Source organism: Streptomyces sp. NPDC002698, assembly GCF_042888945.1.
In the GTDB taxonomy this organism is placed as follows: domain Bacteria; phylum Actinomycetota; class Actinomycetes; order Streptomycetales; family Streptomycetaceae; genus Streptomyces.
This window is the reverse complement of record NZ_JBIAQM010000004.1, coordinates 228,056-253,567: the sequence shown is the minus strand read 5'-3', so window position 1 is coordinate 253,567 and position 25,512 is coordinate 228,056. Positions and strand designations below refer to the sequence as shown.

24 protein-coding genes are annotated in these 25,512 nt (G+C 71.1%); 11 read left to right on the top strand and 13 right to left on the bottom strand.

The window, feature by feature from the left end:
- Positions 1–60: 60 nt before the first annotated feature.
- A complete protein-coding gene (locus ACFYW9_RS08265; RefSeq protein WP_389146342.1) occupies positions 61–816 on the bottom strand; it encodes a L,D-transpeptidase family protein in 756 nt (251 codons plus the stop codon).
- A 218-nt stretch (positions 817–1,034) separates the two neighbouring features.
- Here ACFYW9_RS08265 and ACFYW9_RS08260 point away from each other — a divergent pair, with 218 nt between their 5' ends.
- From ACFYW9_RS08260 to ACFYW9_RS08245, 4 genes are all read left to right on the top strand, one after another.
- Entirely contained in the window at positions 1,035–2,903 is a 1,869-nt protein-coding gene (locus tag ACFYW9_RS08260) for an ABC transporter transmembrane domain-containing protein (protein ID WP_389146340.1), read from the top strand.
- Positions 2,900–4,855: an ABC transporter ATP-binding protein gene (locus tag ACFYW9_RS08255; RefSeq protein ID WP_389146338.1), complete on the top strand. Its 1,956-nt coding sequence runs from the start codon at positions 2,900–2,902 to the stop codon at positions 4,853–4,855. The genes ACFYW9_RS08260 and ACFYW9_RS08255 overlap by 4 nt, the downstream gene beginning before the upstream one ends.
- 462 nt (positions 4,856–5,317) lie before the next feature.
- Entirely contained in the window at positions 5,318–5,788 is a 471-nt protein-coding gene (locus tag ACFYW9_RS08250) for a DUF5709 domain-containing protein (protein ID WP_326789264.1), read from the top strand.
- Positions 5,789–5,824: 36 nt separating this feature from the next.
- Positions 5,825–6,100: a type B 50S ribosomal protein L31 gene (locus ACFYW9_RS08245; protein ID WP_351862664.1), complete on the top strand. Its 276-nt coding sequence runs from the start codon at positions 5,825–5,827 to the stop codon at positions 6,098–6,100.
- Positions 6,101–6,189: 89 nt separating this feature from the next.
- Here ACFYW9_RS08245 and ACFYW9_RS08240 read toward each other — a convergent pair whose 3' ends face one another.
- On the bottom strand, positions 6,190–6,984 hold the full coding sequence (locus ACFYW9_RS08240) for a metal-dependent hydrolase (protein ID WP_351862663.1): 795 nt from the start codon (positions 6,982–6,984) through the stop codon (positions 6,190–6,192).
- 145 nt (positions 6,985–7,129) lie between these two features.
- Here ACFYW9_RS08240 and ACFYW9_RS08235 point away from each other — a divergent pair, with 145 nt between their 5' ends.
- Positions 7,130–9,643, top strand: a complete 2,514-nt coding sequence (locus ACFYW9_RS08235) for a DUF3516 domain-containing protein (protein ID WP_351862662.1) — start codon at positions 7,130–7,132, stop codon at positions 9,641–9,643.
- Between the two features lie 19 nt (positions 9,644–9,662).
- On the top strand, positions 9,663–10,529 hold the full coding sequence (locus tag ACFYW9_RS08230; protein ID WP_351862661.1) for an acyl-CoA thioesterase II: 867 nt from the start codon (positions 9,663–9,665) through the stop codon (positions 10,527–10,529).
- Here ACFYW9_RS08230 and ACFYW9_RS08225 read toward each other — a convergent pair.
- The 7 genes from ACFYW9_RS08225 to ACFYW9_RS08195 form a co-directional block, all read right to left on the bottom strand.
- On the bottom strand, positions 10,466–11,533 hold the full coding sequence (locus ACFYW9_RS08225; RefSeq protein ID WP_389146331.1) for a DUF6397 family protein: 1,068 nt from the start codon (positions 11,531–11,533) through the stop codon (positions 10,466–10,468). The genes ACFYW9_RS08230 and ACFYW9_RS08225 overlap by 64 nt on opposite strands.
- A 127-nt stretch (positions 11,534–11,660) precedes the next feature.
- Positions 11,661–12,074 carry a roadblock/LC7 domain-containing protein gene (locus ACFYW9_RS08220; protein WP_351862659.1) on the bottom strand — a complete coding sequence of 138 codons (414 nt, stop codon included), beginning with the start codon at positions 12,072–12,074 and terminating at the stop codon, positions 11,661–11,663.
- A 224-nt stretch (positions 12,075–12,298) separates the two neighbouring features.
- Complete coding sequence (locus tag ACFYW9_RS08215) at positions 12,299–12,904, bottom strand: ATP/GTP-binding protein (protein WP_389146328.1); 606 nt, start codon at positions 12,902–12,904, stop codon at positions 12,299–12,301.
- A 194-nt stretch (positions 12,905–13,098) separates the two neighbouring features.
- Entirely contained in the window at positions 13,099–13,512 is a 414-nt protein-coding gene (locus ACFYW9_RS08210) for a DUF742 domain-containing protein (protein ID WP_389146325.1), read from the bottom strand.
- Between the two features lie 19 nt (positions 13,513–13,531).
- Positions 13,532–13,969 (bottom strand): roadblock/LC7 domain-containing protein, encoded by a 438-nt coding sequence (locus ACFYW9_RS08205; protein ID WP_351862656.1) that lies wholly within the window; start codon positions 13,967–13,969, stop codon positions 13,532–13,534.
- Positions 13,966–16,518, bottom strand: a complete 2,553-nt coding sequence (locus ACFYW9_RS08200) for a nitrate- and nitrite sensing domain-containing protein (RefSeq protein ID WP_389146322.1) — start codon at positions 16,516–16,518, stop codon at positions 13,966–13,968. Before ACFYW9_RS08200 ends, ACFYW9_RS08205 begins: the two co-directional genes overlap by 4 nt.
- A gap of 62 nt (positions 16,519–16,580) precedes the next feature.
- Complete coding sequence (locus tag ACFYW9_RS08195; protein WP_389146319.1) at positions 16,581–17,354, bottom strand: MHYT domain-containing protein; 774 nt, start codon at positions 17,352–17,354, stop codon at positions 16,581–16,583.
- 143 nt (positions 17,355–17,497) lie between these two features.
- Here ACFYW9_RS08195 and ACFYW9_RS08190 point away from each other — a divergent pair, with 143 nt between their 5' ends.
- Positions 17,498–18,106, top strand: coding sequence for a class I SAM-dependent methyltransferase (locus ACFYW9_RS08190; protein WP_389146316.1), 609 nt, complete (start codon positions 17,498–17,500; stop codon positions 18,104–18,106).
- Positions 18,107–18,178: 72 nt separating this feature from the next.
- Here the strand turns inward: ACFYW9_RS08190 and ACFYW9_RS08185 are convergent, their stop codons facing one another.
- The gene (locus tag ACFYW9_RS08185) at positions 18,179–18,937 is read right to left on the bottom strand and encodes an alpha/beta hydrolase (RefSeq protein WP_351862652.1); all 759 of its coding nucleotides are present in this window, start codon (positions 18,935–18,937) and stop codon (positions 18,179–18,181) included.
- Positions 18,938–19,046: 109 nt separating this feature from the next.
- On the opposite strand from ACFYW9_RS08185, the gene ACFYW9_RS08180 reads away from it, so the two are divergent.
- From ACFYW9_RS08180 to ACFYW9_RS08170, 3 genes are all read left to right on the top strand, one after another.
- Positions 19,047–19,580: a PadR family transcriptional regulator gene (locus ACFYW9_RS08180; RefSeq protein ID WP_351862651.1), complete on the top strand. Its 534-nt coding sequence runs from the start codon at positions 19,047–19,049 to the stop codon at positions 19,578–19,580.
- Between the two features lie 109 nt (positions 19,581–19,689).
- Positions 19,690–20,007, top strand: coding sequence for a hypothetical protein (locus ACFYW9_RS08175; RefSeq protein ID WP_351862650.1), 318 nt, complete (start codon positions 19,690–19,692; stop codon positions 20,005–20,007).
- A 133-nt stretch (positions 20,008–20,140) separates the two neighbouring features.
- Entirely contained in the window at positions 20,141–21,007 is an 867-nt protein-coding gene (locus tag ACFYW9_RS08170; protein WP_389146311.1) for a hypothetical protein, read from the top strand.
- 138 nt (positions 21,008–21,145) lie between these two features.
- Here ACFYW9_RS08170 and ACFYW9_RS08165 read toward each other — a convergent pair whose 3' ends face one another.
- Positions 21,146–21,328 carry a hypothetical protein gene (locus ACFYW9_RS08165; RefSeq protein ID WP_103553378.1) on the bottom strand — a complete coding sequence of 61 codons (183 nt, stop codon included), beginning with the start codon at positions 21,326–21,328 and terminating at the stop codon, positions 21,146–21,148.
- Between the two features lie 304 nt (positions 21,329–21,632).
- Here ACFYW9_RS08165 and ACFYW9_RS08160 point away from each other — a divergent pair, with 304 nt between their 5' ends.
- Positions 21,633–22,976: an esterase-like activity of phytase family protein gene (locus tag ACFYW9_RS08160; protein ID WP_389146307.1), complete on the top strand. Its 1,344-nt coding sequence runs from the start codon at positions 21,633–21,635 to the stop codon at positions 22,974–22,976.
- A 62-nt stretch (positions 22,977–23,038) separates the two neighbouring features.
- Here ACFYW9_RS08160 and ACFYW9_RS08155 read toward each other — a convergent pair whose 3' ends face one another.
- A complete protein-coding gene (locus ACFYW9_RS08155; protein ID WP_389146304.1) occupies positions 23,039–23,632 on the bottom strand; it encodes a hypothetical protein in 594 nt (197 codons plus the stop codon).
- Between the two features lie 567 nt (positions 23,633–24,199).
- Positions 24,200–25,366: a xylose isomerase gene (xylA, locus tag ACFYW9_RS08150; protein ID WP_351862646.1), complete on the bottom strand. Its 1,167-nt coding sequence runs from the start codon at positions 25,364–25,366 to the stop codon at positions 24,200–24,202.
- Between the last annotated feature and the right edge of the window lie 146 nt (positions 25,367–25,512).

The window sequence follows — 25,512 nt, the reverse complement described above, 5'->3', positions numbered from 1 at the left end:
GGCGCCCCTCGGCCACCCCGCCCGGGGCCCCAGCGGCACGGCCGGGGGCGTGCCGGACCGCTAAGCCTTCAGGTTCGCTTTGTCCCCCATCACCACCACGGGGTGTTCTTCCGGGTCGAGTGTGCGCAGGAGGTACTCCATGCCCTCCTTGGGCAGACTCACGCACGCCGACGTGCCGCCGCCGTGGTCCATGTGCAGCCAGATGCCGCCGCCCTTGTCATCGCCCCAGGGCCGGGTCGGATCGTCCGGAGGATTGCCCTCGACGCGGTTGTAGTCGATGGCGATGACGTAGTCGAAGTCGTGCCAGTACGACTCGGGCCAGTCGTGGGGAGCCTGGTACGTCTCCGACTGCGTGTACGGCAACCGGGCACCCGGGTCGTCGAGCACGCCACCGGCGTCGCTGAGCGTGAACACACCGACGGGGCTGCGCTTGTCGTCCTCGTGATGGTCGGTGGTCCAGCCCTTCGTCCCGTTGTGCGCCGCCCAGCTACGCGTCTTCTCCCAGGCCGTACCGGACTTCGCGTACAGCACGGCCGTGGAGTCCGCGGAGTCCTCGCCCTCGCCGTACACCGCCAGCACCTGGCCCGAGTCGGAGGGGATCCGCCGCTGGAGCCGGTCGCCCACGCCGGGGATGCGTGTCGGGTCGACCGCGGGCGCACTCGTACGAGCGACCGCGCCGGGGGCTCCCGCGTGGCCCTTCGCCCCGCTGCCGCTGCCGCTTCCGCCCTCCACTCCGCCGCAGGCCGTGAGAGTGACCGCGACGGCTCCGCAGACCATGGCCGCGAGCCCCGTGCGCATCGCGCCGTTCTTTCGCATGCCGCCCATCCTCGCACCACTTATCGGGCGAATCGCCCTTCCCTCCCGTTCCGGCCAGTCGCGGTCGCCGCGGTCCGGTTCCTTGCTGCGAGGCGGAAAACCGTTTGCTTTCGACCACGCTCCGACGCGAACCTTTCACGGTTTGCTGTCGGCCCCGGCCGGACGGCTGCCGAAATCCGGAGCACTCCCCATCGCCTGACACGAGCCACTGGGACGTCATGCAGATCCAAGACCTTCCGTATCCCGACCCGGGTGTGCCCGACGCGCGCTCAGGTCCCCGATTCCTGTGGTGGCTCGGGCGTAATCAGCTCGGCGGACAGTTCAAGGCCCTGGCCTGGGGTCTGCTGCACTTTCTGGCCGTCTCCACGCTGCCGTTCTGCGTCGGTCTGGCCGTCCAGTCCGTCGTCGACCACTCCGGCACCCGGCTCGCTCTGACCGGCGCGCTGATGGCGGCGTGCGGCGCGTGCATCGCCCTCGGCGAACTCATGCTCCACCGCACCGCGGTCACCAACTGGATCACCGCGGCCGCGCGCGTCCAGCAACTGCTGGCCCGCAGAACCGCACTGCTGGGCTCCGCGCTCACGCGGCGCGTCGCGGCCGGCGAGGTGGTCGCGGTCTCCACCGGCGACGTCGAGAAGATCGGCTGGTTCGTGGAGAGCGTGTCGCGGTTCTCGGCCGCCGCCCTGACGGTCGTGGTGGTCTGTGTGTCCCTGGTCGTCTACCAGCCGGCCCTGGGTGTGATCGTCGCCGTGGGCGTGCCCGTGCTGGCGGTGGCCGTGCTGCCGCTGCTGCCCCGCGCCACCCGGCGCGCCGACTTCCAGCGGGAGAAGGCGGGCCGCGCGACCGAACTGGCCTCCGACACCGTGGCGGGCCTGCGGGTACTGCGCGGCATCGGCGGCGAGGAGCTCTTCCTCGACCGCTACCGCCGCGCCTCCCAGGAGGTCCGCCGGGCGGCCGTGCGCAGCGCGCGCATGTGGTCGGCGATCTCGGCGATCCAGGTGCTGCTGCCCGGCCTGCTGATGATCGCCGTCGTCTGGCGCGGTGTGCAGTTGGCCCGGGACGGCCGGATCGAGGTCGGTGAACTGGTCACCGTGTACAGCGCCGTCATGCTTCTCACGTACCCGTTGCGACATTTCGAGGAGATCGCGATGGCCTACTCCTTCTCGCGTCCGTCGGCCCGGCGAGCCGCCCGGGTGCTGTCTCTGGAACGGGCCATGGACAGCGGCGGCTCACGCGCCGCCGAGGTGCCGGGCGGCGATCTGTACGACCCGGTGACCGGTCTGCTCGCTCCCGAGGGCAGGTTCACGGCCGTGGTGTGCGGGGACCCGGACGCGGCGGGACTGCTGGCCGAGCGGCTCGGCGGCCACGCTTCCCAGCAAGGTGAGACGGCTCGCGCCGAGGGCGGGCCGAGAAACGCCTCGGTGGTCCTCGGGGGCGTTCCGCTGGACGAGTTGCCCCTGGAGTGCGCCCGCACCGCCGTCCTCGTCCAGGACAAGGATCCTGTGCTGCTGTCGGGCTCCCTGCGCGAGCTGCTCGATGTGCCCGCCTCGGGTCTCGTGAGCGCCGAGGCAGCCCTGTCCGCGGCCCAGTGCGGAGACGTGCTGGACGCGCTCGCCCAGGGATCGCTCGACACCGAGGATCCGATGGACGCCCGCGTCACGGAACGCGGCCGCTCCCTGTCCGGGGGCCAGCGCCAGCGGCTCGCACTGGCCCGGTCCCTGATCACGGACCCGGAGGTACTCGTCCTGGACGAGCCGACGTCCGCGGTCGACTCACACACCGAGGCCCGGATCGCCGACGGAGTGCGCTCCCTGCGCGCCGGGCGCACGACCGTGGTCTTCACCTCCTCACCGCTGCTCCTGGACCACGCGCACCGGGTCGTTCTCATCCACGAGGGCGAGGTCGTCGCGGTCGGCGTGCACCGCGAACTGGTGCACAGCGAGCCGCGATACCGGGCCGTGGTGACTCGCGAGACCGAGGAGGAGGCCGCCGCGGAAGCCGCGGACCGGACCGCTCTCGGCGCGGTGACCGTGGACGACGAGGCCGTTCTCGACGGCGTACTGGAAGAGATCGAGGAGACCGCATGATCGGCGTGGCGCCACCCGCGTACGACCCGGCCGCCCCGACGACGGCGAACACGTTGCCCGTCGGCGCGCCCGCGACCGTACGGGCCTACGTGACCGAGCTGTTCCGACGGCACCGCAGGGCCTTCCTGCTCCTGGTCGCCGTCAACACCGTGGCCGTCGTGGCCTCGATGGCCGGGCCCTATCTGCTGGGCTCGGTCGTCGAACGCGTCTCGGAGCACGCGGACGACCTCCATCTGGAGACCACCTCCGCCTTCTTCGTCGTCGCGCTCGTCGTCCAGGCCGTGTTCGTCCGGCAGGTGCGGCTGCGGGGTGCCATGCTCGGCGAGCGGATGCTGGCAGACCTGCGCGAGGACTTCCTCGTACGGTCGGTCGGTCTGCCGCCCGGCGTCCTGGAACGGGCCGGGACGGGCGACCTGCTGTCCCGCATCACCACCGACATCGACCGGCTCGCCAACGCGATGCGCGAGGCCGTCCCACAGCTGGCCATCGGTGTCGTGTGGGCGGCACTGCTGCTCGGCGGACTCGCCGTGACCGCCCCCGTACTCGCTCCCGCCGTCCTGGTCGCCGTTCCGGTGCTGGTGATGGGCTGCCGCTGGTACTTCAAGCGGGCGCCCGCCGGCTACCGCTCGGAGGCGGCCGGCTACGCCGCCGTCGCCGCCGTCCTCGCCGAGACCGTGGACGCCGGGCGCACGATCGAGGTGCACCGCCTGGACAGGAGCCGCATCGAGCTGTCGGACCGCCGGGTCCGGGAATGGACGGCGTGGGAGCGCTACACGCTCTGGCTGCGGTCGGTTCTCTTCCCGGTCGTCAACATCACGCATGTCACGGTGCTCTGCTCGGTCCTGATGATCGGCGGGTGGCTCGCCCTCCAGGGCTGGATCGGGGTGGGGCAGCTGACGACGGGTGCGCTGATCGCCCAGATGCTCGTCGACCCGGTGGGACTGATCCTGCGCTGGTACGACGAGCTCCAGGTCGCCCAGGTCTCGCTGGCGCGGCTGGTCGGTGTCCGGGACATCGAGCCGGACGCGGGCGACCCGGCCGTGAGGCCGGAGGGACGCGACGTGCACGCGGACCGGGTGCACTTCGGCTACCGCGAGGGCGTGGACGTACTGCGGGAGGTCTCCCTGGCGGTCGCGCCCGGCACCCGGCTCGCCCTGGTCGGTCCGTCCGGCGCGGGGAAGTCCACCCTGGGCAGGCTGCTCGCCGGGATCTACGCACCCCGGGACGGCCGCGTCACCCTCGGCGGCGCCGAGCTGTCCCGGATGCCCGCGGAGGAGGTCCGCGCGCACGTGGCCCTGGTCAACCAGGAGCACCATGTGTTCGTGGGCTCCCTGCGCGACAACCTGCTGCTCGCCGTTCCCCCCTCCCGGCAGCATCAGGACGACGAGCAGGAACAGGGGCAGGGGCAGGGGCAGGCTCCGGCTGCTGCGAGCGCCGGTCCTGGCGCTGGCGCTGGTCCTGGTCTTGGCGCTGGCGCTGGCGCTGGCGCTGAGGCTGGGGCTGGCGCTGGTGCCGAGGCTCCGGGCGATGGCGCCGCTTCCGTGGACGCCCGGCTGTGGGCGGCTCTCGGCGCGGTCGACGCGACCGGCTGGGCGCGGGCGCTGGACGACGGTCTGGACACCGAGGTCGGCTCGGGCGGGTTCGCGCTCACGCCGGCCCAGGCCCAGCAGATCGCGCTGGCCCGGCTGGTCCTGGCCGACCCGCACACCCTGGTCCTGGACGAAGCGACCTCGCTCCTGGACCCGCGGGCGGCCCGCCATCTGGAACGCTCGCTGGCCCGTGTCCTCGACGGCCGTACCGTCGTCGCCATCGCCCACCGCCTCCACACCGCTCACGACGCGGACGTCATCGCCGTGGTCGAGAACGGCCGCATCAGCGAACTCGGCAGCCACGAACAACTGGTCGCGGCGGACGGCGCGTACGCGGCGCTGTGGAGGTCCTGGCACGGGTGAGCGGGATGCCCGGCCGGGGCCACCGGCCCGCGAGCCGGGTGCGGGACGGGACCACCTGCCCGCGACGCGTGGGGCGGGTGCCGGCCAGGGCTGCCAGGGCTGCCGGGCCAAGCGACCGGCGTCGCACCGGTCCGTTCCCACCTTCACCGTGTACGGGCCCGCTCCGGCGCGGGGCCCGGCCGTGCCTCCGTTTCCCCCGCTCGCCGGGAGCGGGGGCACGACCGTCCCCCGCGTGCCCCGCGAGGGGCCCGGCGGGCGGGCGTCGGCCCTCGCGACGGTGCTGGTCGGCCCCTGTGGCGTTGCGCGGTGCCGAAGGGGGGTGGAAGGCTGGACGTGGGCACCCGCTCGGGGGACTCCCGCGGACCAACCGGTTCGCGGGGAGCGACGACTGTGTCCTCGGGTCCGCGCGCCCGCCGTCGAACACGGCGGCTCCGGTCCCGTCCGCACCCCCTGGAGGTACCCGTGGACAGCGCCGACGGATGGGGAGACGACGTCTACCAGCCCGACGGATCCGAGGTACAGGACGACGCGGGGCTGCTCGACGCCGAGGACACACTGGTGACGGACGGCGTGAGCGACCCCCTGGACCGCGGCTGGTCCCCGCCGGAGCGGCCGTGGGCCGTGGAGCACCGTGGGGTGACCGCCTCGGAACGCCGGGCGGGCGAGACCCTGGACGAGCGCCTCGCCGACGAGCTGCCCGACATCGCCGGATCCGACGGAGACGGCATCGGCGACTGCGAGGGCACCGACGGAGAGCCCCTCGACAACGAGGTGGGTGCCCTGCGCTCCGGCCGGCTGGTGGCCCCGAACGAAGGCGCGCACGAGGACGAGGAGAGCGGGCTCATCGCCACGGACATCGGCATCGACGGCGCCGCGGCCTCGGCGGAGGAAGCCGCGATGCACATCGTCGACGAGGACGCCGTGTCCGGCTGACCGGCACGCGTCCCGCTTCTCCCAGAAGGAGTCGCCATGCAGCAGGACAAGCAGCCCGACTACCGCCCCGTGGTGTTCCGTGACCGCGTCGCCGGATACGCGTTCCTCACGCGCTCCACCGCCACGAGCGACCGGACCATCGACTGGGACGACGGCGAGACCTACCCGGTCGTGGACGTCGAGATCTCCTCGGAGAGTCATCCCTTCTACACGGGCAAGGCCCGCACGGTGGACTCCGAGGGCCGCGTCGCCCAGTTCGAGCGGCGTTTCGGAGGCGGGGACCAGGGGTCCGGCACAGGGGACGACGGCTGACCGCGACGGGCGCCCCGCGTCGAGCCATGGGCGCCGGTACGGCCACGAAGGAGTCGCGCGACGGTGGTGCGATCCGGGAGGCTCCGGACTCAGATGTAGTTCAGCGCGGCCGCGCAGCCCACGGCGCCCAGCACCATGAACACCGGCGTCAGCACCTTGAGCTCGACCCAGCTGCCCGCGCGGAAGCGCATCGCCTTGGGCGGGCCTATCGGGTACCAGCGCTTGCGGCCGATCGGGATGGGCCAGAGGACCGGGCAGCCGGACACCGTCAGCGCGTCCCCGATGTCGTGCACCAGGGCACCGAGAACGACCGGCAGTCCGAGCCAGAGGTACTCCTGGCCCGGCGCCGTGAACAGCCAGTCCGAGCCGTTGCCCGACTTGTCCAGAGTCTGCGCGAGGATCCACGAGCTCGTCGCGGCGAGCAGCCAGACCAGGACGTTGCTGCTCGAACCGCGGGCGGCCCGCCACAGCAGACCCTCGATGGCGAGCACCATGTGCACGAAGAGGATGCCGAGGACAGCCCAGCGACCGCAGGTGATCGCCAGCACCGCCGTGCCCGATCCGATCGCCACCGCCCACACCCAGGTGTGCGTCAGCGTGCGGTGACCGCCGCTGCGCCGGGGGTCGCCCGGCTTTCGGGTCCCCTTGTAGGCGGCGTAGGAGAGCTTGTCGACGATCTCGCACAGCCTTCGTGACACCGGTCCGAAGGCATTGGAGATCGTGGCGGCCTTGTGGTCCAGGTCCGGGGCGAGAGCGGCGCCCGCGCAGATCAGGGCGCCGACAAGCAGGACCGGCCAGGGCATGGCATGGCCGGCCGCGGCTGCCGCCGCTCCGACGCCGAGCCAGGCCGCTGCCCCCGACAGTGAGTGTGCTGGTCCCATCATGGCCGTTCCCCGCCCCATTCCTCTTGCAACGCTGTCCAGTTGCCCGTGCACGCTGACGCGTCACCGGCGCCACAGCGTAGCGGTCGTGATCTTTGCCCGAACATCCGATTCCCCCATCACGTGCATCGACAGGCAAGATGGGGGCGTGACCCTTATCGATCAGCTGCCGCAGACCGCAGACCCCGACGCCCTCTACGAAGCCTTCGAGTCGTGGGCCGGGGAACGCGGTCTCACCCTCTACCCCCATCAGGAGGAGGCGTTGATCGAGGTTGTCTCGGGTGCGAACGTGATCGTCTCGACGCCTACCGGCTCCGGCAAGAGCATGATCGCCGCGGGCGCGCACTTCGCCGCGCTCGCCCGGGACGAGGTCACCTTCTACACGGCGCCGATCAAGGCGCTCGTCTCGGAGAAGTTCTTCGAGCTCTGCAAGATGTTCGGCACCGAGAACGTCGGCATGCTCACCGGCGACGCCTCCGTGAACGCCGACGCTCCGGTCATCTGCTGCACCGCCGAGGTCCTCGCGTCCATCGCGCTGAGGGACGGCAAAAACGCCGATGTCGGTCAGGTCGTCATGGACGAGTTCCACTTCTACGCCGAGGGCGACCGGGGCTGGGCCTGGCAGATCCCGATCCTGGAACTTCCGCAGGCGCAGTTCATCCTGATGTCGGCGACCCTCGGCGACGTCTCGATGTTCGAGAAGGACCTCACGCGCCGCACCGGCCGGCCCACGGCCGTGGTCCGCTCGGCGACCCGGCCCGTCCCGCTCTCCTACGAGTACGTGCTCACTCCGCTGACGGAGACCCTCACCGAACTGCTCGCCACCAAGCAGGCCCCGGTCTACATCGTGCACTTCACCCAGGCCCAGGCCGTGGAACGGGCGCAGGCGCTGATGAGCATCAACATGTGCACGCGTGAGGAGAAGGACCGGATCGCCGAGCTCATCGGCAACTTCCGGTTCACCACCAAGTTCGGCCAGAACCTCTCCCGCTACGTACGCCACGGCATCGGTGTGCACCACGCCGGCATGCTGCCCAAGTACCGGCGGCTGGTGGAGAAGCTGGCCCAGGCCGGTCTCCTGAAGGTCATCTGCGGCACGGACACGCTCGGTGTCGGCGTCAACGTCCCCATCCGTACGGTGCTGTTCACCGCGCTCACGAAGTACGACGGCACTCGGGTGCGCACGCTGCGCGCCCGCGAGTTCCACCAGATCGCGGGCCGGGCCGGACGCGCCGGCTTCGACACGGCGGGCTACGTCGTCGCTCAGGCGCCGGAGCACGTCATCGAGAACGAGAAGTCGCTCGCCAAGGCGGGCGACGACCCGAAGAAGCGCCGCAAGGTGGTGCGCAAGAAGGCTCCCGAGGGCTTCGTGGGCTGGACGGACAACACCTTCGAGAAGCTGATCGCCTCCGATCCCGAGCCGCTGACCTCGCGCTTCCGCGTGACGCACACGATGCTGCTCTCGGTGATCGCACGGCCCGGCAACGCCTTCGAGGCGATGCGGCATCTGCTGGAGGACAACCACGAGCCGCGCAAGCAGCAGCTGCGGCACATCCGCCGGGCCATCGCGATCTACCGCTCGCTGCTCGACGGCGGCGTCGTGGAGAAGCTCGACGAGCCCGACCCGACGGGCCGCGTCGTGCGGCTCACCGTCGATCTCCAGCAGGACTTCGCGCTGAACCAGCCCCTGTCGACGTTCGCGCTCGCGGCCTTCGACCTGCTGGACCCCGACTCCCCGTCGTACGCCCTCGACATGGTGTCCGTCGTGGAGTCCACGCTGGACGAACCGCGGCAGATCCTCGCGGCCCAGCAGAACAAGGCCCGTGGCGAGGCCGTGGCCGCGATGAAGTCCGACGGCGTGGAGTACGAGGAGCGCATGGAGCGGCTCCAGGACGTGACGTACCCCAAGCCGCTGGAGGAGCTGCTCTTCCACGCGTACAACACCTACCGCAAGAGCCATCCGTGGGTCGGCGACCACCCGCTGTCGCCGAAGTCCGTCATCCGTGACATGTACGAACGGGCCATGTCCTTCACGGAGTTCGTCTCCTTCTACGAGCTCGCCCGCACCGAGGGCATCGTCCTGCGCTACCTGGCCAGCGCCTACAAGGCCCTCGAGCACACCATCCCGGACGACCTCAAGTCCGAGGACCTGGAGGACCTGATCGCCTGGCTGGGCGAGATGGTGCGACAGGTCGACTCCAGCCTGCTCGACGAGTGGGAACAGCTCGCCAACCCCGAGGTGATGACGGCCGAGGAGGCTCAGGAGAAGGCCGACCAGGTCAAGCCGGTCACCTCGAACGCCCGAGCCTTCCGTGTCCTCGTCCGCAACGCGATGTTCCGCAGGGTCGAGCTGGCCGCTCTGGACAACGTCGACGAACTCGGCGAGATGGACGGCGACTCCGGATGGGACGCCGACGCGTGGGGCGAGGCCATGGACAAGTACTGGGACGAGTACGAGGACCTCGGTACCGGTCCCGACGCGCGTGGCCCCAAGCTGCTCTCGATCGTGGAGGAGCCGCAGAACGGTCTGTGGCGTGTCCGTCAGACCTTCGCGGACCCGAACGGCGACCACGACTGGGGCATCAGCGCGGAGGTCGACCTCACGGCCTCGGACGCCGAGGGCCGTGCCATCGTCAAGGTCACCGATGTCGGACAGCTGTGAGCACAGGAGAATCCCACCGATGACGAACCCGGCCGAGAGGCTCGTCGACCTGCTCGACCTGGAGCAGATCGAGGTCAACATCTTCCGCGGCCGCAGCCCGCAGGAGTCGCTGCAGCGGGTCTTCGGCGGCCAGGTCGCGGGCCAGGCGCTGGTCGCCGCCGGCCGGACCACGGAGGGCGACCGGCCGGTGCACTCGCTGCACGCGTACTTCCTGCGTCCGGGCCGGCCCGGCGTCCCGATCGTGTACCAGGTCGAACGGGTGCGGGACGGACGGTCGTTCACCACACGGCGCGTCACCGCCGTGCAGCAGGGCCGCACGATCTTCAATCTGACCGCCTCCTTTCACAAGCCCGAGGAAGGGAGCTTCGAGCACCAGCTGCCGCCGGCCCGCGAGGTGCCGGATCCCGAGTCCCTGCCGACGGTGACGCAGGAGATCAAGGAGCATCTGGGTGCTCTGCCCGAAGCGCTGGAACGCATGGCGCGGCGCCAGCCGTTCGACATCCGCTATGTGGACCGGCTGCGCTGGACTCCCGAGGAGACCAAGGACGCCGAGCCGCGCAGCGCCGTATGGATGCGTGCTGTCGGGCCACTGGGTGACGACCCGCTCGTGCACACCTGTGCTCTCACCTACGCGAGCGACATGACTCTGCTGGACGCCGTCCGCATCCCGGTGGAGCCGCTGTGGGGACCGCGCGGTTTCGACATGGCGTCGCTGGACCACGCCATGTGGTTCCACCGGCCGTTCCGCGCGGACGAGTGGTTCCTGTACGACCAGGAGTCACCGATCGCGACGGGCGGCCGTGGTCTGGCCCGCGGGCGCATCTACGACCTCGAAGGACGCCTGCTCGTCTCGGTCGTGCAGGAGGGACTGTTCAGGGCGCTGTAGGCGGACTCGTCCGGGCTCCTTCGGCGCAGCCAGGCGAGCAGCCTCCGCGACCGCGCGGACTCCGGCGGCGTCAGTGAGGCGTCCGTTGCCCTGAGACGCTCTCGCACGGCGCGCGGAGCACCGGTCGCGGTCGGTGAGGGCCGGGCGGCGATCGGTGGAACTCCGGCTGGCCGGCTTGGCGACGACGCGCGCGCCGGAGCCGGCGCCGGGACGGTCGAGGGGCCCGGTGTCGGGCGGGGAACGAGGCGGTCTTCCCTGGCCTCCAGAACGCTCTGCCCCAGGTCGGCCCTCAGCCAGCCGATCTCGTCCGGGTCGTCCGCCGTCGTGATGCGTTCGGTGATCAGCGCTCCGGGCGAGTCCGGTGCGGCCTGTGAAACAGGCGCGGGCCGAAGGCGGTTGAGATGGGCGCGCTCGTAGGGATCCTTGACGACCTCGGCCACGTGGACGGGGTCGAGCAGGGACGCCACCACCGCGGCACGGGCCCAGGGGTTCTGTGTCTGCCTCAGCAGGAACCCCAGGTGGCGGCCACGCCAGTTGCGGGGACGAAGGTCCAGCCCTTCGCTCAGCTGGTCCCGAAGGGCTTCCGGTGTCCGGCCGCTCAGGAGCGGCGCGTTGTGCTCGTCGGTCGCGAACCGCCCCAGTTCCTCGGCGAGGTAGAGCCAGACGACCACCCTGTAGCGGTTGAGGTAGAACTTGACCGGCACCACCAGTCCCAGGCGTGCGAGGCGGGTGAAGCGGGCGTTCGTCACGCCCACGAGGGCGGCGCCCTCCGTGGTGCCGACGGCCTTGACCCGCTCGCGCAGCGCCTCCGGGAACCCGGATTCGGCTCGCACTCGGTCGATCTCCGCGCGTGTGATCCGGCGTCCCCCGCCTCCCTCGTCGGGAACCGAGCGCACACAGCCGAGGTTCAGGGCCAGGTCGAACTCGCCTCGCCTGAGCTCCAGTTCCCGTGCGGCCCGGCTGAGCGAGAGGGTGGCGGACTGTGTGACGGTGGTCCCGGACATGACGGTCTCCCCTGAGGTGTGGGAGGCTCGCGCCGGTGTGCGCTCGCCTCGGGAAAAACCGTATCCGGCTTGTCGGACATCGTGGCGAGCCTGTGGAAAACCTCAGCCACGGCGCGGTATCCGCAGGTCAGAGGTCCGAAACGGGCTTGTCTTCCGGCTGTCGAGCGTCCACGCGAAGGTGTTCGCCGACGCGGTTCACCAGCAACGTCATCTCGTAGGCGACCTGGCCGATGTCCGCCTCCGCCCCGCTGAGGACGGACAGACAGCTCCCCGTGCCGGCCGCGGTGACGAAGAGCACCGCGTCGTCGAACTCGACCATCGTCTGCCGTACCCGCCCGGCGCCGAAATGGCGGCCGGAGCCCTTGGCCAGGCTGTGCAGTCCCGACGAGACCGCGGCGAGGTGTTCGGCGTCCTCGCGTCGGAGTCCTGTGCTCGCGCCCGTCACCAGCCCGTCGTTGGACAGCACCAGCGCATGCCGAACGTGCTCGACGCGCTCGGTGAGGTCGTCCAGCAACCAGCCGAGTCCCGTGTTCTGTTCCATGGTCCGGTCTCCCCGTGTGGTGTTCCCCCCTGGCCGGAGGATTCGACCAGCAAGCCTTCCCCACTGCCGCCGTCCGGGCAAGGCGGATGGGTGGCATGGCAGAGAAGATGGCCGACGAGCGGACGTGAGCGGTGGCGCCGCACGGCGGCCGCGCGATGGTTCAGCGGGCAGCCGCGCGGTGGTGTCGTGGCGCCGGGCGGGGCCGACCCGGCCGGCGGGCAGCCTCAGCTGACGGACTCGAGCAGGCGGGCGGTGTGCACTCTCCCCGCGTATTCGACGAGCCGGATCAGCACCTCCTTCCCGGATTCCCGGTCGCGGGCGTCGCAGAGGACGACCGGCGTACCTCGGTCGAGGTCGAGGGCACGGGAGACGTCCTCGGTGCCGTACGTGCGGGCCTCCGGGAAGCAGTTGACCGCCACCACGAAGGGAATCCGGCGGTGCTCGAAGTAGTCCACCGCCGGGAAACAGTCCTCGAGCCGTCGGGTGTCGGCGAGGACGACAGCACCCAGAGCGCCCGTCGACAGTTCGTCCCACAGGAACCAGAAGCGGTCCTGGCCGGGTGTTCCGAAGAGATAGAGCGAGAGACCGGACCGGATGGTGATGCGTCCGAAGTCCATGGCCACGGTCGTGGTGATCTTCTGGCCCACGCCGCCGGTGTCGTCGACGGACCGGCCGGCCTCGCTCAGCAGTTCCTCGGTACGCAGCGGCCGGATCTCACTGACCGCGCCCACCAGGGTGGTCTTCCCGACGCCGAACCCGCCGGCGACCAGTATCTTCAGCGCCATGGCGGTCGGGTCGCCACCCGTGGCGTCGGAGTGCTCGGAGACCATGGATCACTTCTCTCGGGAGTGCCGGCGACCGCCGGCATCGGTGCGTGTGGTATGGGTGGACGAAGCCAGCATCATGACAACTACGACTCCATCGGGCAGGCTTGGACCGCACATTGCCCCTTGCGACCGGAACACGTCCGTTCCGTGCCCAGGAGTGAGCGCGAAGGGCCGTTGTACCGACCGATGTTCATCGTCTAAAGCGCTCTCAGCCCCTCGATCACCTCGCGGAGGATTCGTTCGTCGGGCAGGTGCGCGGGCGGCACCGGCCGACTGACGATGACGCAGCCGCGTTCCAGGAGGTCGCCCAGAAGTACCCTGACGACGCCCACGGGAAGACCGGTGCCCGCGGCCAGTTCGGCGACCGACAGGGTCTCCGTACGGCACAGTTCGACCAGGGTCCGGTGTTCCGGGCCGAGAGAGCCGTCCCCATCGGCTCCCGGCGCTTCCCTGTCGAGCGTGACCAGGGCGATCAGATCGAAATGCGTCCCGGCGGGACCGGCTTTGGTGCGCCCGCCCGTCACGGCGTAGGGGCGGACGAGTGGGCCCGCCTCCTGGTCGTACCACTGGCTGCCCGGCAACGGCGGGGTGCCCGGTGCGTCCTCGGTCATCTGTACAGGCCGTCCTCGGTCATCCTGCCGCGGGCGGCTGTGCGCCGACCCGGGGCGGGGCGTGGAGATGCTCGCCGACACGCTTGACCAGAAGCGCCATCTCGTACGCCACGAGTCCGATGTCGGCGGTGGCGGTGGTCAGGACGGCGAGACACGAACCGTCCCCGGCCGCGGCCACGAACAGGAAGCCCTCGTCCATCTCCACCATCGTCTGGCGCACCCCGCCCGCGCCGAAGTGGCGGCCGGCTCCCTTGGCCAGGCTGTGGAATCCGGAGGCGACGGCCGCGAGGTGTTCGGCGTCCTCGCGCCGCAGGGCGGTGGACGCGCCCACCGCCAGTCCGTCGTTCGACAGCACGACGGCGTGCCGTACTTCGGTCACACGCAGCGCCATGTCGTCCAGCAGCCAGTCGAGTTCGCCGGACCGCTGGGCGCCGCCCGTGCTCGGGTTCTGGATCATGAGGGGTCTCCTTCGCTGCTGTCGCCGCCCGCTTCGGGGCCGGCGGTTGCTCCGACGCCGGGGGACCGGCCGCCGCCGCGTGCCCATCCGGCCCGGTACGCGGCCATGCGGGCCCGTACGAGTTCGGGTGTGCGCTCGTCGTCCTCCGGGGACACCGGGGGTTCCGCCGGCTCGTCGGAACGCTGTCCGCGCAGTTGGGGGGCGAGGTTCTCCTGGCGCACCCGGCGTGGAAGTGCGCCGGAGTCCGCGGAGTCCGCCTCGGGGCGGTGCAGGCGCAGCGGCGCCACTCCCGAAAGCGCGGTCTCCTTCGTACCGTTCGCCTGGGGCGGAGCTCCCCGTGATCCGTTCGCCGGCTCCTCGGAAGCCCTCGGTCGCGGTGGGACCAGCGCGGGGCGATCGGTGACGGCCTGGACGGCGTCGCGCACCGGGGCGACCGGCACGCGCGCGTACTCCCTCTTCGGCGGCCCGTCCGTGTCGTGCTCCTGGAGGGAACGTTCCATCGGACCGTCCTGCAGCAGCGCGGTGGGCAGCAGCACGACCGCGGTCGTACCCCCGTAGGGCGAGGTCTGCAGGTGCACCTTGATGCCGTGCCGGGCCGAGAGCCGGCTGACCACGAAGAGGCCCAGCCGGTCGCTGTCGTACAGGTCGAGGGACTCGGACCGCTCGATACGCAGATTGGCCTCGGCGATCCTCTCCTTGCCCATGCCCAGTCCCCGGTCCTCGACCTCGATCGCGTAGCCGTTCGCGACCGGTTCGCCGGTGATCCGCACCCGCGTGTGCGGAGGCGAGAACTGGGCGGCGTTCTCGACGAGTTCCGCCAGGAGATGGGTGAGGTCGGCGACCGCTCCGCCGGCCACGGCCGCCTCGGGGAGTTGCCGTACCTCCACGCGCGCGTAGTCCTCGACTTCGGAGACCGCCGCCCGGACCACGTTCGTGAGCGAGACGGGCCTTCGCCATGCCCGTCCGGGCGCGGCTCCGGAAAGGATGATGAGGCTCTCCGCATGACGGCGCATCCGCGTGGTGAGGTGGTCGAGGCGGAACAGGTCGCTCAGCTCGTCCGGGTCGTCGGACCTGCGCTCCATGGCGTCCAGGAGATTCAGCTGGCGGTGCACGAGTACCTGGCTGCGCCGGGCCAGGTTGACGAAGACTCCGGAGATGCCGCCGGCCAGCTCCGCGCGCTCGACCGCGGCGCGCAGGGCGGCCCGGTGCACGGTGTTCAGCGCCTGGGCGACCTGTCCGGTCTCGTCCTCCGAGGGCCGTCCCGGCGGGGCCTCGTCGTCGACGTCCACCGGCTCTCCCGCGCGCAGCCTGCGCATGGCTTCGGGGAGTTTCCGGCGGGCGATGTCGAGGGCGCCGTCGCGCAGTCCCACGAGTTCGACGACGAGGTCGCGTCCGATGCGTACGGAGATGATCAGCGAGGCGACGACGGCGGCGAGACCGAAGAGGACCGCGGCGCCGGCCGGGGTGAGCAGGGCGTGCCCGAGCGGGTCGGTCGCGTCCGCGGCACGACGGCCCGCGTCGGCCTCGACCGTACGCATTCCGTCGCTCACCCGCTCGTGAGCGATGCTCCAGGCGGCCTCCGGCGCGGCGTCGAGGGCCTTGGGGCCGGGGCGCGAGAGAAGCACCCTGTCCTCGACGGCGCGCACGTCGTCGTAGGCGCTCCCCTGCACGAGGTCGTTCCAGGCGGTTCGTTCGGGCCCGCCGAGGTCCGGCGTCGCGGCGTCCGTCAGGGTGCGGCGCGTGTCCACGGCCCCCGTGAACAGCCGCAGCCGTTCACCGTCGAGGGTCCCTGCGAGCCGGGCCCCGCCGAGCACGGCGTCCTCCTGGGCGAGCGCCTCTCGCGCCCGGGAGAATTCGAGGAGGACACGTGCGTCCGTGCGCAGGCCCGTTCCGGAGATGCCGGTGAGCGCTCCGTCGACTCCGAATGCCGTCGAAATGGCCCTGGTGTACTCGCCGTACGCCTCTTCCCATCCGGTACGGCGCTCCAGCACACCGGTGCGCAGCGACCGCAGTCGCTCCGTGTCGGCGACGAAGGCGGCGAGGCGCCCGGTGACTCCGGCCGGCAGGTCCGCGCCGTCGGCGACGGTGTTGTGGTCTCCCAGGCGGAGCCTCGCCACGGCGCGGTCGGTGAGTCGTGAGAGGTCCTTGAAGTCGCTCGGCGACAGCGCGGCGGGGTCGGTCGCGTAGCGGACGGCTTCCGCCCGTTCGGCCTGAAGCGCGGCGACCGCGGCGTCCACGGGGGCGCGGACCGTCGAGTCCACGCGCTGCGACTGCCGCAGCCGCGCGACGTCCTGCGCCGTGCTCACGGTGGCGTAGGCCCACAGGGCGAGCAAGGAGACGATGGGCACCATCAGCAGGCTGACGATCTTGGCCCGGACGGTGCGGGGCCTGACATGCCACCGTCCCGCGCGCGTGAGTGCTTCGGGCGAGGGTCCGGCGAGGAGGTCGCCGAGGTCCCCCTCGTCCGCCGGCGGACCGGCGTGCGCGCGCCGGCCGCGCCGCGGGGGCGGCTGGGCGCCTGCTGTGATGGTCCTGCGGGGTGTACGCATGGCCTCCTCGATCGGAGAGGTTCGGGGCGTGCCGTCCGGGCCGCGCGGCTCCGGTACCGGCGTCAGCGGGCGGCGCCCTCGACCGGACGCCGGGGCGGCGGGGACGCTTCGGTTCGGCCGGACATCGGGGACAGTGCGACGAAGGCCGCTGTCAGGAAGAGGTAGGAGCCGAGGCCGACGGCGAGGGGAAAGATGAACTGCATCGCCGTTGCACCGGACAGCGGTACGCCGGAAGGGGTGACCCGTACGCTCACGGCCGTCATTCCGGTGTAGTGCATGCTGCTCACCGCGCCGCCCATGACGAGGGAGGCGGCGGCGACCGCCGCGGGGGACCTGATGGAGAGCGCGGCCCACAGTGCGGCGGTCGCCGCCACCACGGCGATCACGACGGAGAGGACGACGAGTGCGGGGTCGTAGCGCACCTGGCCGTGCAGCCGCAGCGCCGCCATTCCCAGGTAGTGCATGCTCGCCACGCCGACCCCGGTGGTGAGCCCGCCGAAAGCGAGTGCGCGGTGCCGGTCGCGACCGTAGCCGACGGCGAAGAGGCCCGCGCCGACGACGGCCATGGCGACCAGCAGACTGAGGATCGTCAGTGGCACGTTGTAGCGGATCCGCGTGCCCGTGACGCCGAAGCCCAGCATCGCCACGAAGTGCATCGTCCAGATGCCGGTGCCGATCGCGGAAGCGGCCGCGAGCAGCCAGTTGCGGCGCGATCTTCCGGTGGCGTCGAGTCCACGGACCGTGCAGCGCAGGCCCAGTGCGGAGCCTGTGCACGCCATCGCGTACGACAGTACGGGGGTCAGCCAGCCGAAGGCGGCGTGGTCCAGGTGTCCCATGGCCCCGGGACGCTAGTGCGCGCTGGGGCGCACAACTGGGGCGCGTTTCGAAAGCTGTTGCAAAGTGACGAAGGTGTGCGCCCGAGCGATCGCGGCAGGCTCGAACGTGTGCACCGCGTCATCCTTCGTGTCGGTGAGAGATCATGCGGCACATGAGCGACGACCACACCCACGTCCAGGAGTTCTTCGGCGCGCGCGCCGCCGGCTGGGACAGCCGTTTCCCCGACGACGGGCCCGCCTACGCGGCAGCGGTGGCCCGTATGCGGTTGCGCGCAGGTGACCGCGTGCTCGACGCGGGCTGCGGCACCGGGCGCGCCCTGCCCCCGCTGCGAGCGGCCGTCGGCGGCACCGGAGTGGTCGTGGGAGCCGATCTGACCCCGGCCATGCTGGAAGCCGCGGTCAGGGCCGGACGGAACCGCGACGGGAGGCTGCTGCAGGCCGATGTCACCGCACTGCCGCTGCGCGACGAGTCGCTGGACGCGGTGTTCGCGGCCGGGCTCGTCGCGCACCTGCCGAACCCCGCCGAGAATCTGGTGGAGTTGGCCCGGGTGGTGCGGCCCGGCGGCACACTGGCCCTCTTCCACCCCATCGGCCGGGCTGCGCTCGCGGCCCGCCAGGGTCGGCAGATCACTCCGGACGACCTGCGCGCCGAACACAACCTGGGCCCCTTGCTGGCCGCTTCGGGCTGGGACATGACCTCGTACGTGGATGAGGACACCCGCTTCCTCGCGCTGGCCGCACGCCGGGGATGACCGCCGGCCCTTCGCCGGAGGCCGCGGGCCCTCCACCGGGGACGACCGCCTGCCGAATCCGGTGATCAGCCGTCAGGCCGTGCCGGCGACGACCGCCGCGAACGCGTCGGGGTTGTCGAACATGATGTTGTGTCCGGCACCCGGCACGGTCACGACACGCACCCCCGCCGCTTCCAGACCATCGGCCCCCGGCAGTTCGCCGCTGAGCTCACCCTGGAGGAAGACGCGCTCGGCCGTCAGCCCCACGAGCATCCGACGCATCGTCGGGGTGCTGCCCTGGGCGAGTCCTGTCGCCGAGCGGTGCAGGGCGCGTGGATCGGCGAGTCGCATGGTCGCGGCCCAGAGGGGGCCGACCTTTTCGAGCACGCGCGCGTGACCGCCGTTGTCGACGTAGTCGTCCTCCTCGTAGGAGGCGATGCCGCTGCTCCCCGCGGTGACCGGGGGACGCGGATCGAGGTTGGCCTCCACCAGGACGAGACGTGAGACGAGCTCGGGGCGGCGATGGGCGAGCACGACCGCGACGGAGCCGCCCATGCTGTGCGCGACGAGTTCGGCCCCGGCGACATGGGCCGCGTCCAGGACTGCCGCCAGAGCCGTGGCATGGTCCTCCAGGGTGTAGCCGAAGTCGGCGGGCCGGTCGCTGATGCCGTGGCCGGGCAGGTCGACGAACAAGGTGCGCCGCCCCGCCAGTTCGGGCCGGGCCGCGATGTGGGCGTTGTAGACCGTCGAGGCCGACCCCAGGCCGTGCACGTACACGCGCGCGGGTCCACCGCCCGCCACCTCCGTCCAGCGGATCATGCCGCCCCTGCCGTCGAACTCCGCCTGCCGCATAGCGCTCTCCCCTGTCGCAGTTCCTTCGTTTTCCACAGCCCGAAGAGCATACATCGGTTCCGATGTATTACTGGAGCGATGTACAGCGTTGGTGCTGCAGAATGTGGTCATGCTGGAGCTGGCCATCCTCGGATTCCTGTACGACGCCCCGCTGCACGGCTATGAGCTGCGAAAGCGCATCACCGCGCTGACGGGGCACGTGAAGCCGGTGGCGGAGAGCACGCTGTATCCCGCGATCAAGCGGCTGGAGAACGCGCGGCTGCTGGAACGCGCCACACAGCCCGGTTCCGTCGCCGCCCCCCGTCACGTCCTGACGCTCACCGAGGAGGGCCGGCGCGAGCTGCGCCGCAGGCTCGCGGAACCGTCGCGGCGGGACATCACGGACGAGAACCGCTGGTTCGCGGTGCTCGCCTTCCTCCGACATCTGCAGGACCCCGAGGCACAGGCCGCCGTGCTGCGCCGCAGACTGGCCTTCCTGGAGGAGCCCGCGAGCTTCTTCTACGACGACGACCGACCATTGCGGGCCGAGGAGCTGGACGACCCCTTCCGGCGCGGCATCCTCACCATCGCGCGGGCCACCAGCCAGGCCGAACTGGCCTGGCTGCGGACCACCCTCGACTCCCTCGACGCGGCCGGCCACTGACACCGGATCCCGGTTCACCGGGCCGCCCCTCTTCTGCCGCCGCAGCTCCATCTCTACGTTGAGTAGCAGCAACCGCACGATCGGCGATCACGCAGGGGACGGTGACCGGATGTCCGGCATATTCGGCAGGCTCCGCTCCATCGGGCGCAGGACGGCGGCCGAGCGGCCCGAGGGGTCCGCGCGGGAGTCGGCCCGGAAAGAGAGAAAGCGCACATACAACCTGTTCGAGGCGGCCGCGGTGTATGTGGCCGCGTGCGCGGAGGACGACCAGGAGCAGATCGACGAGGCAGCCGCCTGGGTGTCGCCGGAGGCTCTGTCCTTCGGGGTCAACGAGCTGGCCTGCCGGGCCGTTGTCGCCCTCGCCCGCGAACGCGACGAGTCGCCGCAAGCGGTCGCCCGTACCCTGCTGGGACTGCCCGCGGCCTGACCGGGCGGTTCCGCGAGGGCGTTTCGCCCCCGTCCAGCCGGATAGCTGCAGCTCCGCACGGGTTTCGGGCCCGTGACAAGCGCCTCCCCGTCGCTTAGGGTGCGCCGACAGATGGAGCGATCGGGAGGCTGGAATGGCCGGGACGGACGAAGACGCCGTCGCCACCGGGGACGACGACGCGCTGTATGTGCTGACCGCGGTGTTGCTGACGCCGGCGAAGTTCCCCAGCGTGCTCGGTGACGACTACCCGGAGGCCTGCGCGACGCTCGACCTCGCACCTCTCGCGGAGGGGTACGGGCTGGTGCTCGGCCAGGACGGGGAGGGCGCGCGCTGGACCGTCGTCATCGACGACGTCTCCCTGGTCGCCGTCGCCATCGCGTCCTGGGACTGCGGGATGGAGCACGAGCTGTCGCCGGACGAGCGGACGGTCGTGGCCGCGCTGCCCGGCTGGCCCCTCGATGTCGCCGTCTCGGCCCCCGGGGTGCCGGCTCCGCACGACCCCTCGGCCGAGCTCGCGGAGCGGCCTCCGCTCAGCCCGCCGGACACCACCTCCTGGGGGCCGGCCCAGCGACGCCTCGGCGCCGACGAGATCGCGCTCCAGTGGGCCATGTGGCGCGACCAGATCGACGACAGCGAGTTCGCGCCCTCGGAGGGCGCCGAGACCGCTTCCGGCGACGCCCAGGACTCTCAGGACGGAGACGGGAAGGAGGGCGAGGACAAGAAGGGCGTGAACCGTGCCGGGATCCGCCGCGTTCTCGCCGAGGCCCGCGCGTACGTGGACACACCGCCCCCGCTGGGCCGTGTCCGCTCGTCCTTCGCCACGGGCGACGCTCGTACCCTGCGCGCCGACGGCCCCGGCTGGTCACTGGTCGCCAGGACCGACGACATCGCCTTCGTCCTGCTCGACGAGGAACCCGGCGAGGTTCTGCCCGTCGGACGCGGGCCGGAGCTGCCCGGCCTCCTGGAGGCCCTGGACAAGATGGCGGTGCGCCCCAGCTGAATGGCCGCGTCACACGGAATCCCGGTGACGCGGCCTTACCCGTTCCCCTGCGTCAGTCGCGTCGGCCCCTCCGGCTCTCACCGGCCACGGTGAGCGGAGGGACCGCCGGCGGATGACCTGGCGCCGGGCGGCCACTCCTCAGCGGCCGAGCTCCTTGCGGGTGACACGGCGCAGCCTGCGCCGCTGCGAGGGATCCAGCGCCAGATACGCGGCCGCCGGAACTCCCAGCACGATCAGGAAGGCGGCCCACCAGGGCAGCCAGATCCACAGAATCAGGCCGACCGCCACACCTCCTGCGGCGATCTTCGCGTTCTTCGACATGTGTCGCCTCCTCCGCGGCTGCTGCCGCTCTCTGTCCTGAGAACGGGTCCCCGCGTCCCACGGTTCCGGACCGCGACCCTGATACGTCCCTGACGCGTGCCCCCTACTCAACCCTGAGAGGACCCCGCGTGGCCCCCGCGCACCGGGGCATCGGGCCCGGTGCGCAGGATCACGACTGGACGCACGGCGTTCGAGGGAGACCCGATCATTGGTTGACGCGCGGCGTTCACCCTCACGTCGCAATCCGTTCGGCATCGAGGCCAACTCTGTCCGCTGTCAACGAAGTTGTGGCTCAGGAGGCCTGATGTCCCCGCATGTCGCCGGCAAGCACCGCATCCACCGATCCGTCACCCTGGGCGTGCCGCTCGCCGTGCTGGCCGCCTTCGTGATGGCCGGCACCGCGGACGCCACGTCCGGACCGGCGCAGCCGCGCGTGATACACACCGCGACGCTCGGGAACATCCCGCTCGGCACGTTCAGCAACGCGCTGCTGCCCGGTACCGTGGGCGACGACCGTGGTGTCGACCTCGGCGGCATCGGCAGCGACATCTACCCGGCCGGACGCAGGGGCGAGTTCTGGACGGTCACCGACCGGGGGCCCAACGGCCAGATCAAGGTGGCCGGCACGAAGCGGCGGACGTTCCCGGTTCCGGGCTTCGACCCGGCGATCGTGAAGATCCGGGTGTGCGGTGACACCGTGAAGGTCATCGACTCAATCCCGATCACCACATCGTCGGGGAAGCCGGTCACCGGGCTGTCCAACCAGGCGGCACGCGACGAGGCGCCGTACTCCTACGACGCCCAGACCTCCCTCGCGTACAACCCGAACGGTCTGGACACCGAGGGCATCGTGCGGGCGAAGGACGGCTCGTTCTGGCTGATCGACGAATACAGCCCGTCGCTGGTGCATGTCTCCGCGCGCGGGAAGGTCCTCACGCGCTATGTGCCCAAGGGTCTCAAGCTGACCGGCACGGACTATCCGGTCGTGGAGGCGCTGCCGGCCGTGCTGCTCCACCGCAAGACCAACCGCGGTCTCGAAGGGCTCGCCCAGCTCCCCGACGGTGATCTCGTGATGGCACTGCAGAGCCCGCTCTCGCTGCCCGACGCGGCGGCGGGCGAGGCGTCGCGCACGACGAGGCTGCTGCGCTTCTCCCCCAGGAAGCGCGCCGTGACCGCCGAGTACGCGTACCGCTTCGACCCGGTGAACGTGGTCGACCCGAGCGAGGACGACACGTCCGAGCTGAAGATCTCCTCCGTGGTGGCCATCGGCGGCGACCGACTGCTCGTGGAGGAGCGCACCGACAAGGCGGCCCGTCTGCAGTCGGTGCGGCTCACCCGGGACGCGAACATCCTCGGCGGCCCGTACGACAGCGACACCACGTCGCCGTCGCTGGAGCAGCTGGACGACCCGGCGTCGGCCGGCGTTCCGGTGCCGGCGAAGCGTCTGGTCGTCGACCTGGGGACCGTCGCCGGGGTGCCCGGCAAGATCGAGGGCGTCGCGCGCGTGGACCACGACACCCTCGCCCTCATCAACGACAACGACTTCGGGATGACCGACGGGACGGGCGCCTTCGACGCACAGGGGCGGCTCGTGGACAGTGGTATCGAGACGACCGTCACCTACGTGCGGCTGCCGCGCGGGATCTGATCCCGAAACCCTTCGGGGCGGCACGCGTGTGTGGACGATGGACGGGCACACGCGCGTGCCGCTCACTTCAGCGGTCCGGTGAGCTTGTGGGTGCCCTTGCCGACGCCCGCGGCCAGGCTGCACGCGACTTTGTCGATGCCGGTCTCGTAGCTCCCGGTGTCCGGGTACTGCACGAGTGTCTCGCGCACCGTACCGGCCGCTTGATACGACGCCTTTTGCTCCAAGGGGGCCTTGCACAGGGCGGACGCCGCCTTCTTGAGGGCCGCCTCCGTCGTGTAGGTGCCGTTGAGCTCGGAGACCTTCACGACCTCGGCGTCGTGCGGCCGGGTGCACTCGCGTCTGGCGGCCTGTCCGGGCAGGGCGTCGTCCGTGTCGAAACAATCGCCTTTCCGGAGCAGGTAATAGGGCACCTCGTCGTCCGCGAGGGACGGGAAGAGGGACCTCAGGTCGCTGGGCACCAGCCCGGTCGGCAGGTCCGAGGGAAGCGACGGCACGACACTGGGCAGGCTCGAGGGAAGCGACGGAAATCCGGACGGGAGACTCAGCGAGGGGCTGGGAGACCGCTCGGTGCTCTCGGTGGGGGACTTCTTGCCTTTGCCGCCGCCACCCGTGGCCGCAACGGCCACGGCCACGATGACGCCGACGCCGACGATCACCGCGATGACGAGGAGCAGGCTGTTGCGCCGCCGCCCTCCGCGGTGACCACCCGGCCCGGGCGGCGGTCCGGGCGGCGGAGGTGGCGGCCATCCGCCGCCGCTCCGCCCGGGAGGCAGGCCGCCGCCTTGATCCGGCGAACCGTGGTCCCCGGACGGAGGACCGTAACCTCCCGGAGGAGGGCCGAAGCCACTCGGTGGAGGTCCGTACCCCCCAGAGGACGGAGGGTCATAGCCACCCGACGACGGAGGACCGTAACCCCCGGACTCCGGAGGACCGTAACCCCCTGATGACGGAGGCCCGTAGCTCCCTGAACGCGGGCCTTGGACATCACTCCCAAAAGGGTCCGTGTCTCGCTGCGACCGTGGAGACTGAGGCGGTTCGGGCGGTATGGCCATACCGCCAAGAGTCGTCTCGAATCCGGTCATCGCGCGACCCCTGTGCGGAAGTTGATACGGACTCATGCCCTGGATCGCATGATTCCGGGAATCTCCGTACGAGGATCGGACACCGAGGCGTGCGGGCCGGACCCGCCGGAGAGCGGGTCCGGCCCGACGGGAGCGGTCCGGTCAGCCGCGCGCGCCCAGGAGGTGGTCCATCGCCAGCTGGTCCAGCTGCTCGAAGGCCATGCCCCGCGCGGCCGCGGCCTCGACGTCGAAGTCCTCGAACGCGGCACGGTCGGCGAGCAGCCCCGCGAGGCCGTCCTCGGCGGTCGGCTGCGCCAGCTCGTGCAGACGCGAGGCGCGCAGCGCCGCCTGGACCTCGGGGTCGGCACGGAACGCCGCCGCGCGCTCGCGCAGGATCAGGTAGTTGCGCATGCAGCCCGCGGCCGACGCCCACACGCCGTCGAAGTCCTCGGTCCGCGGCGGCTTGAAGTCGAAGTGCTTCGGGCCCGCGTAACCGGCGGTCTCCAGGAGGTCGACCAGCCAGAAGGCGGACCGCAGATCGCCCGCGCCGAACCGCAGGTCCTGGTCGTACTTGATGCCCGACTGACCGTTGAGGTCGATGTGGAACAGCTTGCCCGCCCACAGCGCCTGCGCGATGCCGTGCGGGAAGTTCAGTCCGGCCATCTGCTCGTGGCCGACCTCGGGGTTGACGCCGTACAGCTCCGGACGCTCCAGGCGCTCGATGAAGGCGAGGGCGTGGCCGACGGTGGGGAGCAGGATGTCGCCGCGGGGCTCGTTCGGCTTGGGCTCGATCGCGAACTTCAGGTCGTAGCCCTGCGAGGTCACGTACTCACCGAGGAGGTCGAAGGCCTCCTTCATGCGGTCGAGGGCGACCCGTACGTCCTTGGCCGCGCCGGACTCGGCTCCCTCGCGGCCGCCCCAGGCGACGTACGTCTCGGCGCCGAGCTCGACCGCCAGGTCGATGTTGCGGACGGTCTTGCGCAGCGCGTAGCGGCGCACGTCACGGTCGTTCGAGGTGAACGCGCCGTCCTTGAAGACGGGGTGCGTGAACAGATTGGTGGTGGCCATCGGCACCTTGAGGCCGGTGGCGTCCAGGGTCTGCCTGAACCGCTTGATGTGCGACTCGCGCTCGCTGTCCGAGGATCCGAAGGGGATCAGGTCGTCGTCGTGGAAGGTCACTCCGTAGGCGCCGAGCTCGGCCAGTCGCTGTACGGACTCGACCGGGTCCAGGGCGCGCCGGGTGGCGTCGCCGAACGGGTCCCTTCCCTGCCAGCCGACGGTCCACAGGCCGAAGGTGAACCTGTCATCGGGGGTGGGCTGGTAGTTCATGCCGCGGCTCCTTGCTAGCTCCGACTATTTCGTCATGGCAGTTTACAAATTAGTATGCGGACGCATCTCTGGGAAGAGACGAAGTAGGAAACCTGGTCACATCGGTCCGGGGACGAACCGCGGGATCCGGGCCGTGGCGGGTCCGG

Excerpts from the sequence above, each read along its gene's own strand:
- ACFYW9_RS08265 (WP_389146342.1), bottom strand. The coding sequence starts at position 816 with ATGCGAAAGAACGGCGCGATGCGCACGGGGCTCGCGGCCATGGTCTGC.
- ACFYW9_RS08260 (WP_389146340.1), top strand. The coding sequence starts at position 1,035 with ATGCAGATCCAAGACCTTCCGTATCCCGACCCGGGTGTGCCCGACGCG.
- ACFYW9_RS08255 (WP_389146338.1), top strand. The coding sequence starts at position 2,900 with ATGATCGGCGTGGCGCCACCCGCGTACGACCCGGCCGCCCCGACGACG.
- ACFYW9_RS08245 (WP_351862664.1), top strand. The coding sequence starts at position 5,825 with ATGCAGCAGGACAAGCAGCCCGACTACCGCCCCGTGGTGTTCCGTGAC.
- ACFYW9_RS08240 (WP_351862663.1), bottom strand. The coding sequence starts at position 6,984 with ATGATGGGACCAGCACACTCACTGTCGGGGGCAGCGGCCTGGCTCGGC.
- ACFYW9_RS08230 (WP_351862661.1), top strand. The coding sequence starts at position 9,663 with ATGACGAACCCGGCCGAGAGGCTCGTCGACCTGCTCGACCTGGAGCAG.
- ACFYW9_RS08225 (WP_389146331.1), bottom strand. The coding sequence starts at position 11,533 with ATGTCCGGGACCACCGTCACACAGTCCGCCACCCTCTCGCTCAGCCGG.
- ACFYW9_RS08220 (WP_351862659.1), bottom strand. The coding sequence starts at position 12,074 with ATGGAACAGAACACGGGACTCGGCTGGTTGCTGGACGACCTCACCGAG.
- ACFYW9_RS08215 (WP_389146328.1), bottom strand. The coding sequence starts at position 12,904 with ATGGTCTCCGAGCACTCCGACGCCACGGGTGGCGACCCGACCGCCATG.
- ACFYW9_RS08210 (WP_389146325.1), bottom strand. The coding sequence starts at position 13,512 with ATGACCGAGGACGCACCGGGCACCCCGCCGTTGCCGGGCAGCCAGTGG.
- ACFYW9_RS08205 (WP_351862656.1), bottom strand. The coding sequence starts at position 13,969 with ATGATCCAGAACCCGAGCACGGGCGGCGCCCAGCGGTCCGGCGAACTC.
- ACFYW9_RS08200 (WP_389146322.1), bottom strand. The coding sequence starts at position 16,518 with ATGCGTACACCCCGCAGGACCATCACAGCAGGCGCCCAGCCGCCCCCG.
- ACFYW9_RS08195 (WP_389146319.1), bottom strand. The coding sequence starts at position 17,354 with ATGGGACACCTGGACCACGCCGCCTTCGGCTGGCTGACCCCCGTACTG.
- ACFYW9_RS08190 (WP_389146316.1), top strand. The coding sequence starts at position 17,498 with ATGCGGCACATGAGCGACGACCACACCCACGTCCAGGAGTTCTTCGGC.
- ACFYW9_RS08185 (WP_351862652.1), bottom strand. The coding sequence starts at position 18,937 with ATGCGGCAGGCGGAGTTCGACGGCAGGGGCGGCATGATCCGCTGGACG.
- ACFYW9_RS08180 (WP_351862651.1), top strand. The coding sequence starts at position 19,047 with ATGCTGGAGCTGGCCATCCTCGGATTCCTGTACGACGCCCCGCTGCAC.
- ACFYW9_RS08175 (WP_351862650.1), top strand. The coding sequence starts at position 19,690 with ATGTCCGGCATATTCGGCAGGCTCCGCTCCATCGGGCGCAGGACGGCG.
- ACFYW9_RS08170 (WP_389146311.1), top strand. The coding sequence starts at position 20,141 with ATGGCCGGGACGGACGAAGACGCCGTCGCCACCGGGGACGACGACGCG.
- ACFYW9_RS08165 (WP_103553378.1), bottom strand. The coding sequence starts at position 21,328 with ATGTCGAAGAACGCGAAGATCGCCGCAGGAGGTGTGGCGGTCGGCCTG.
- ACFYW9_RS08160 (WP_389146307.1), top strand. The coding sequence starts at position 21,633 with ATGTCCCCGCATGTCGCCGGCAAGCACCGCATCCACCGATCCGTCACC.
- xylA (WP_351862646.1), bottom strand. The coding sequence starts at position 25,366 with ATGAACTACCAGCCCACCCCCGATGACAGGTTCACCTTCGGCCTGTGG.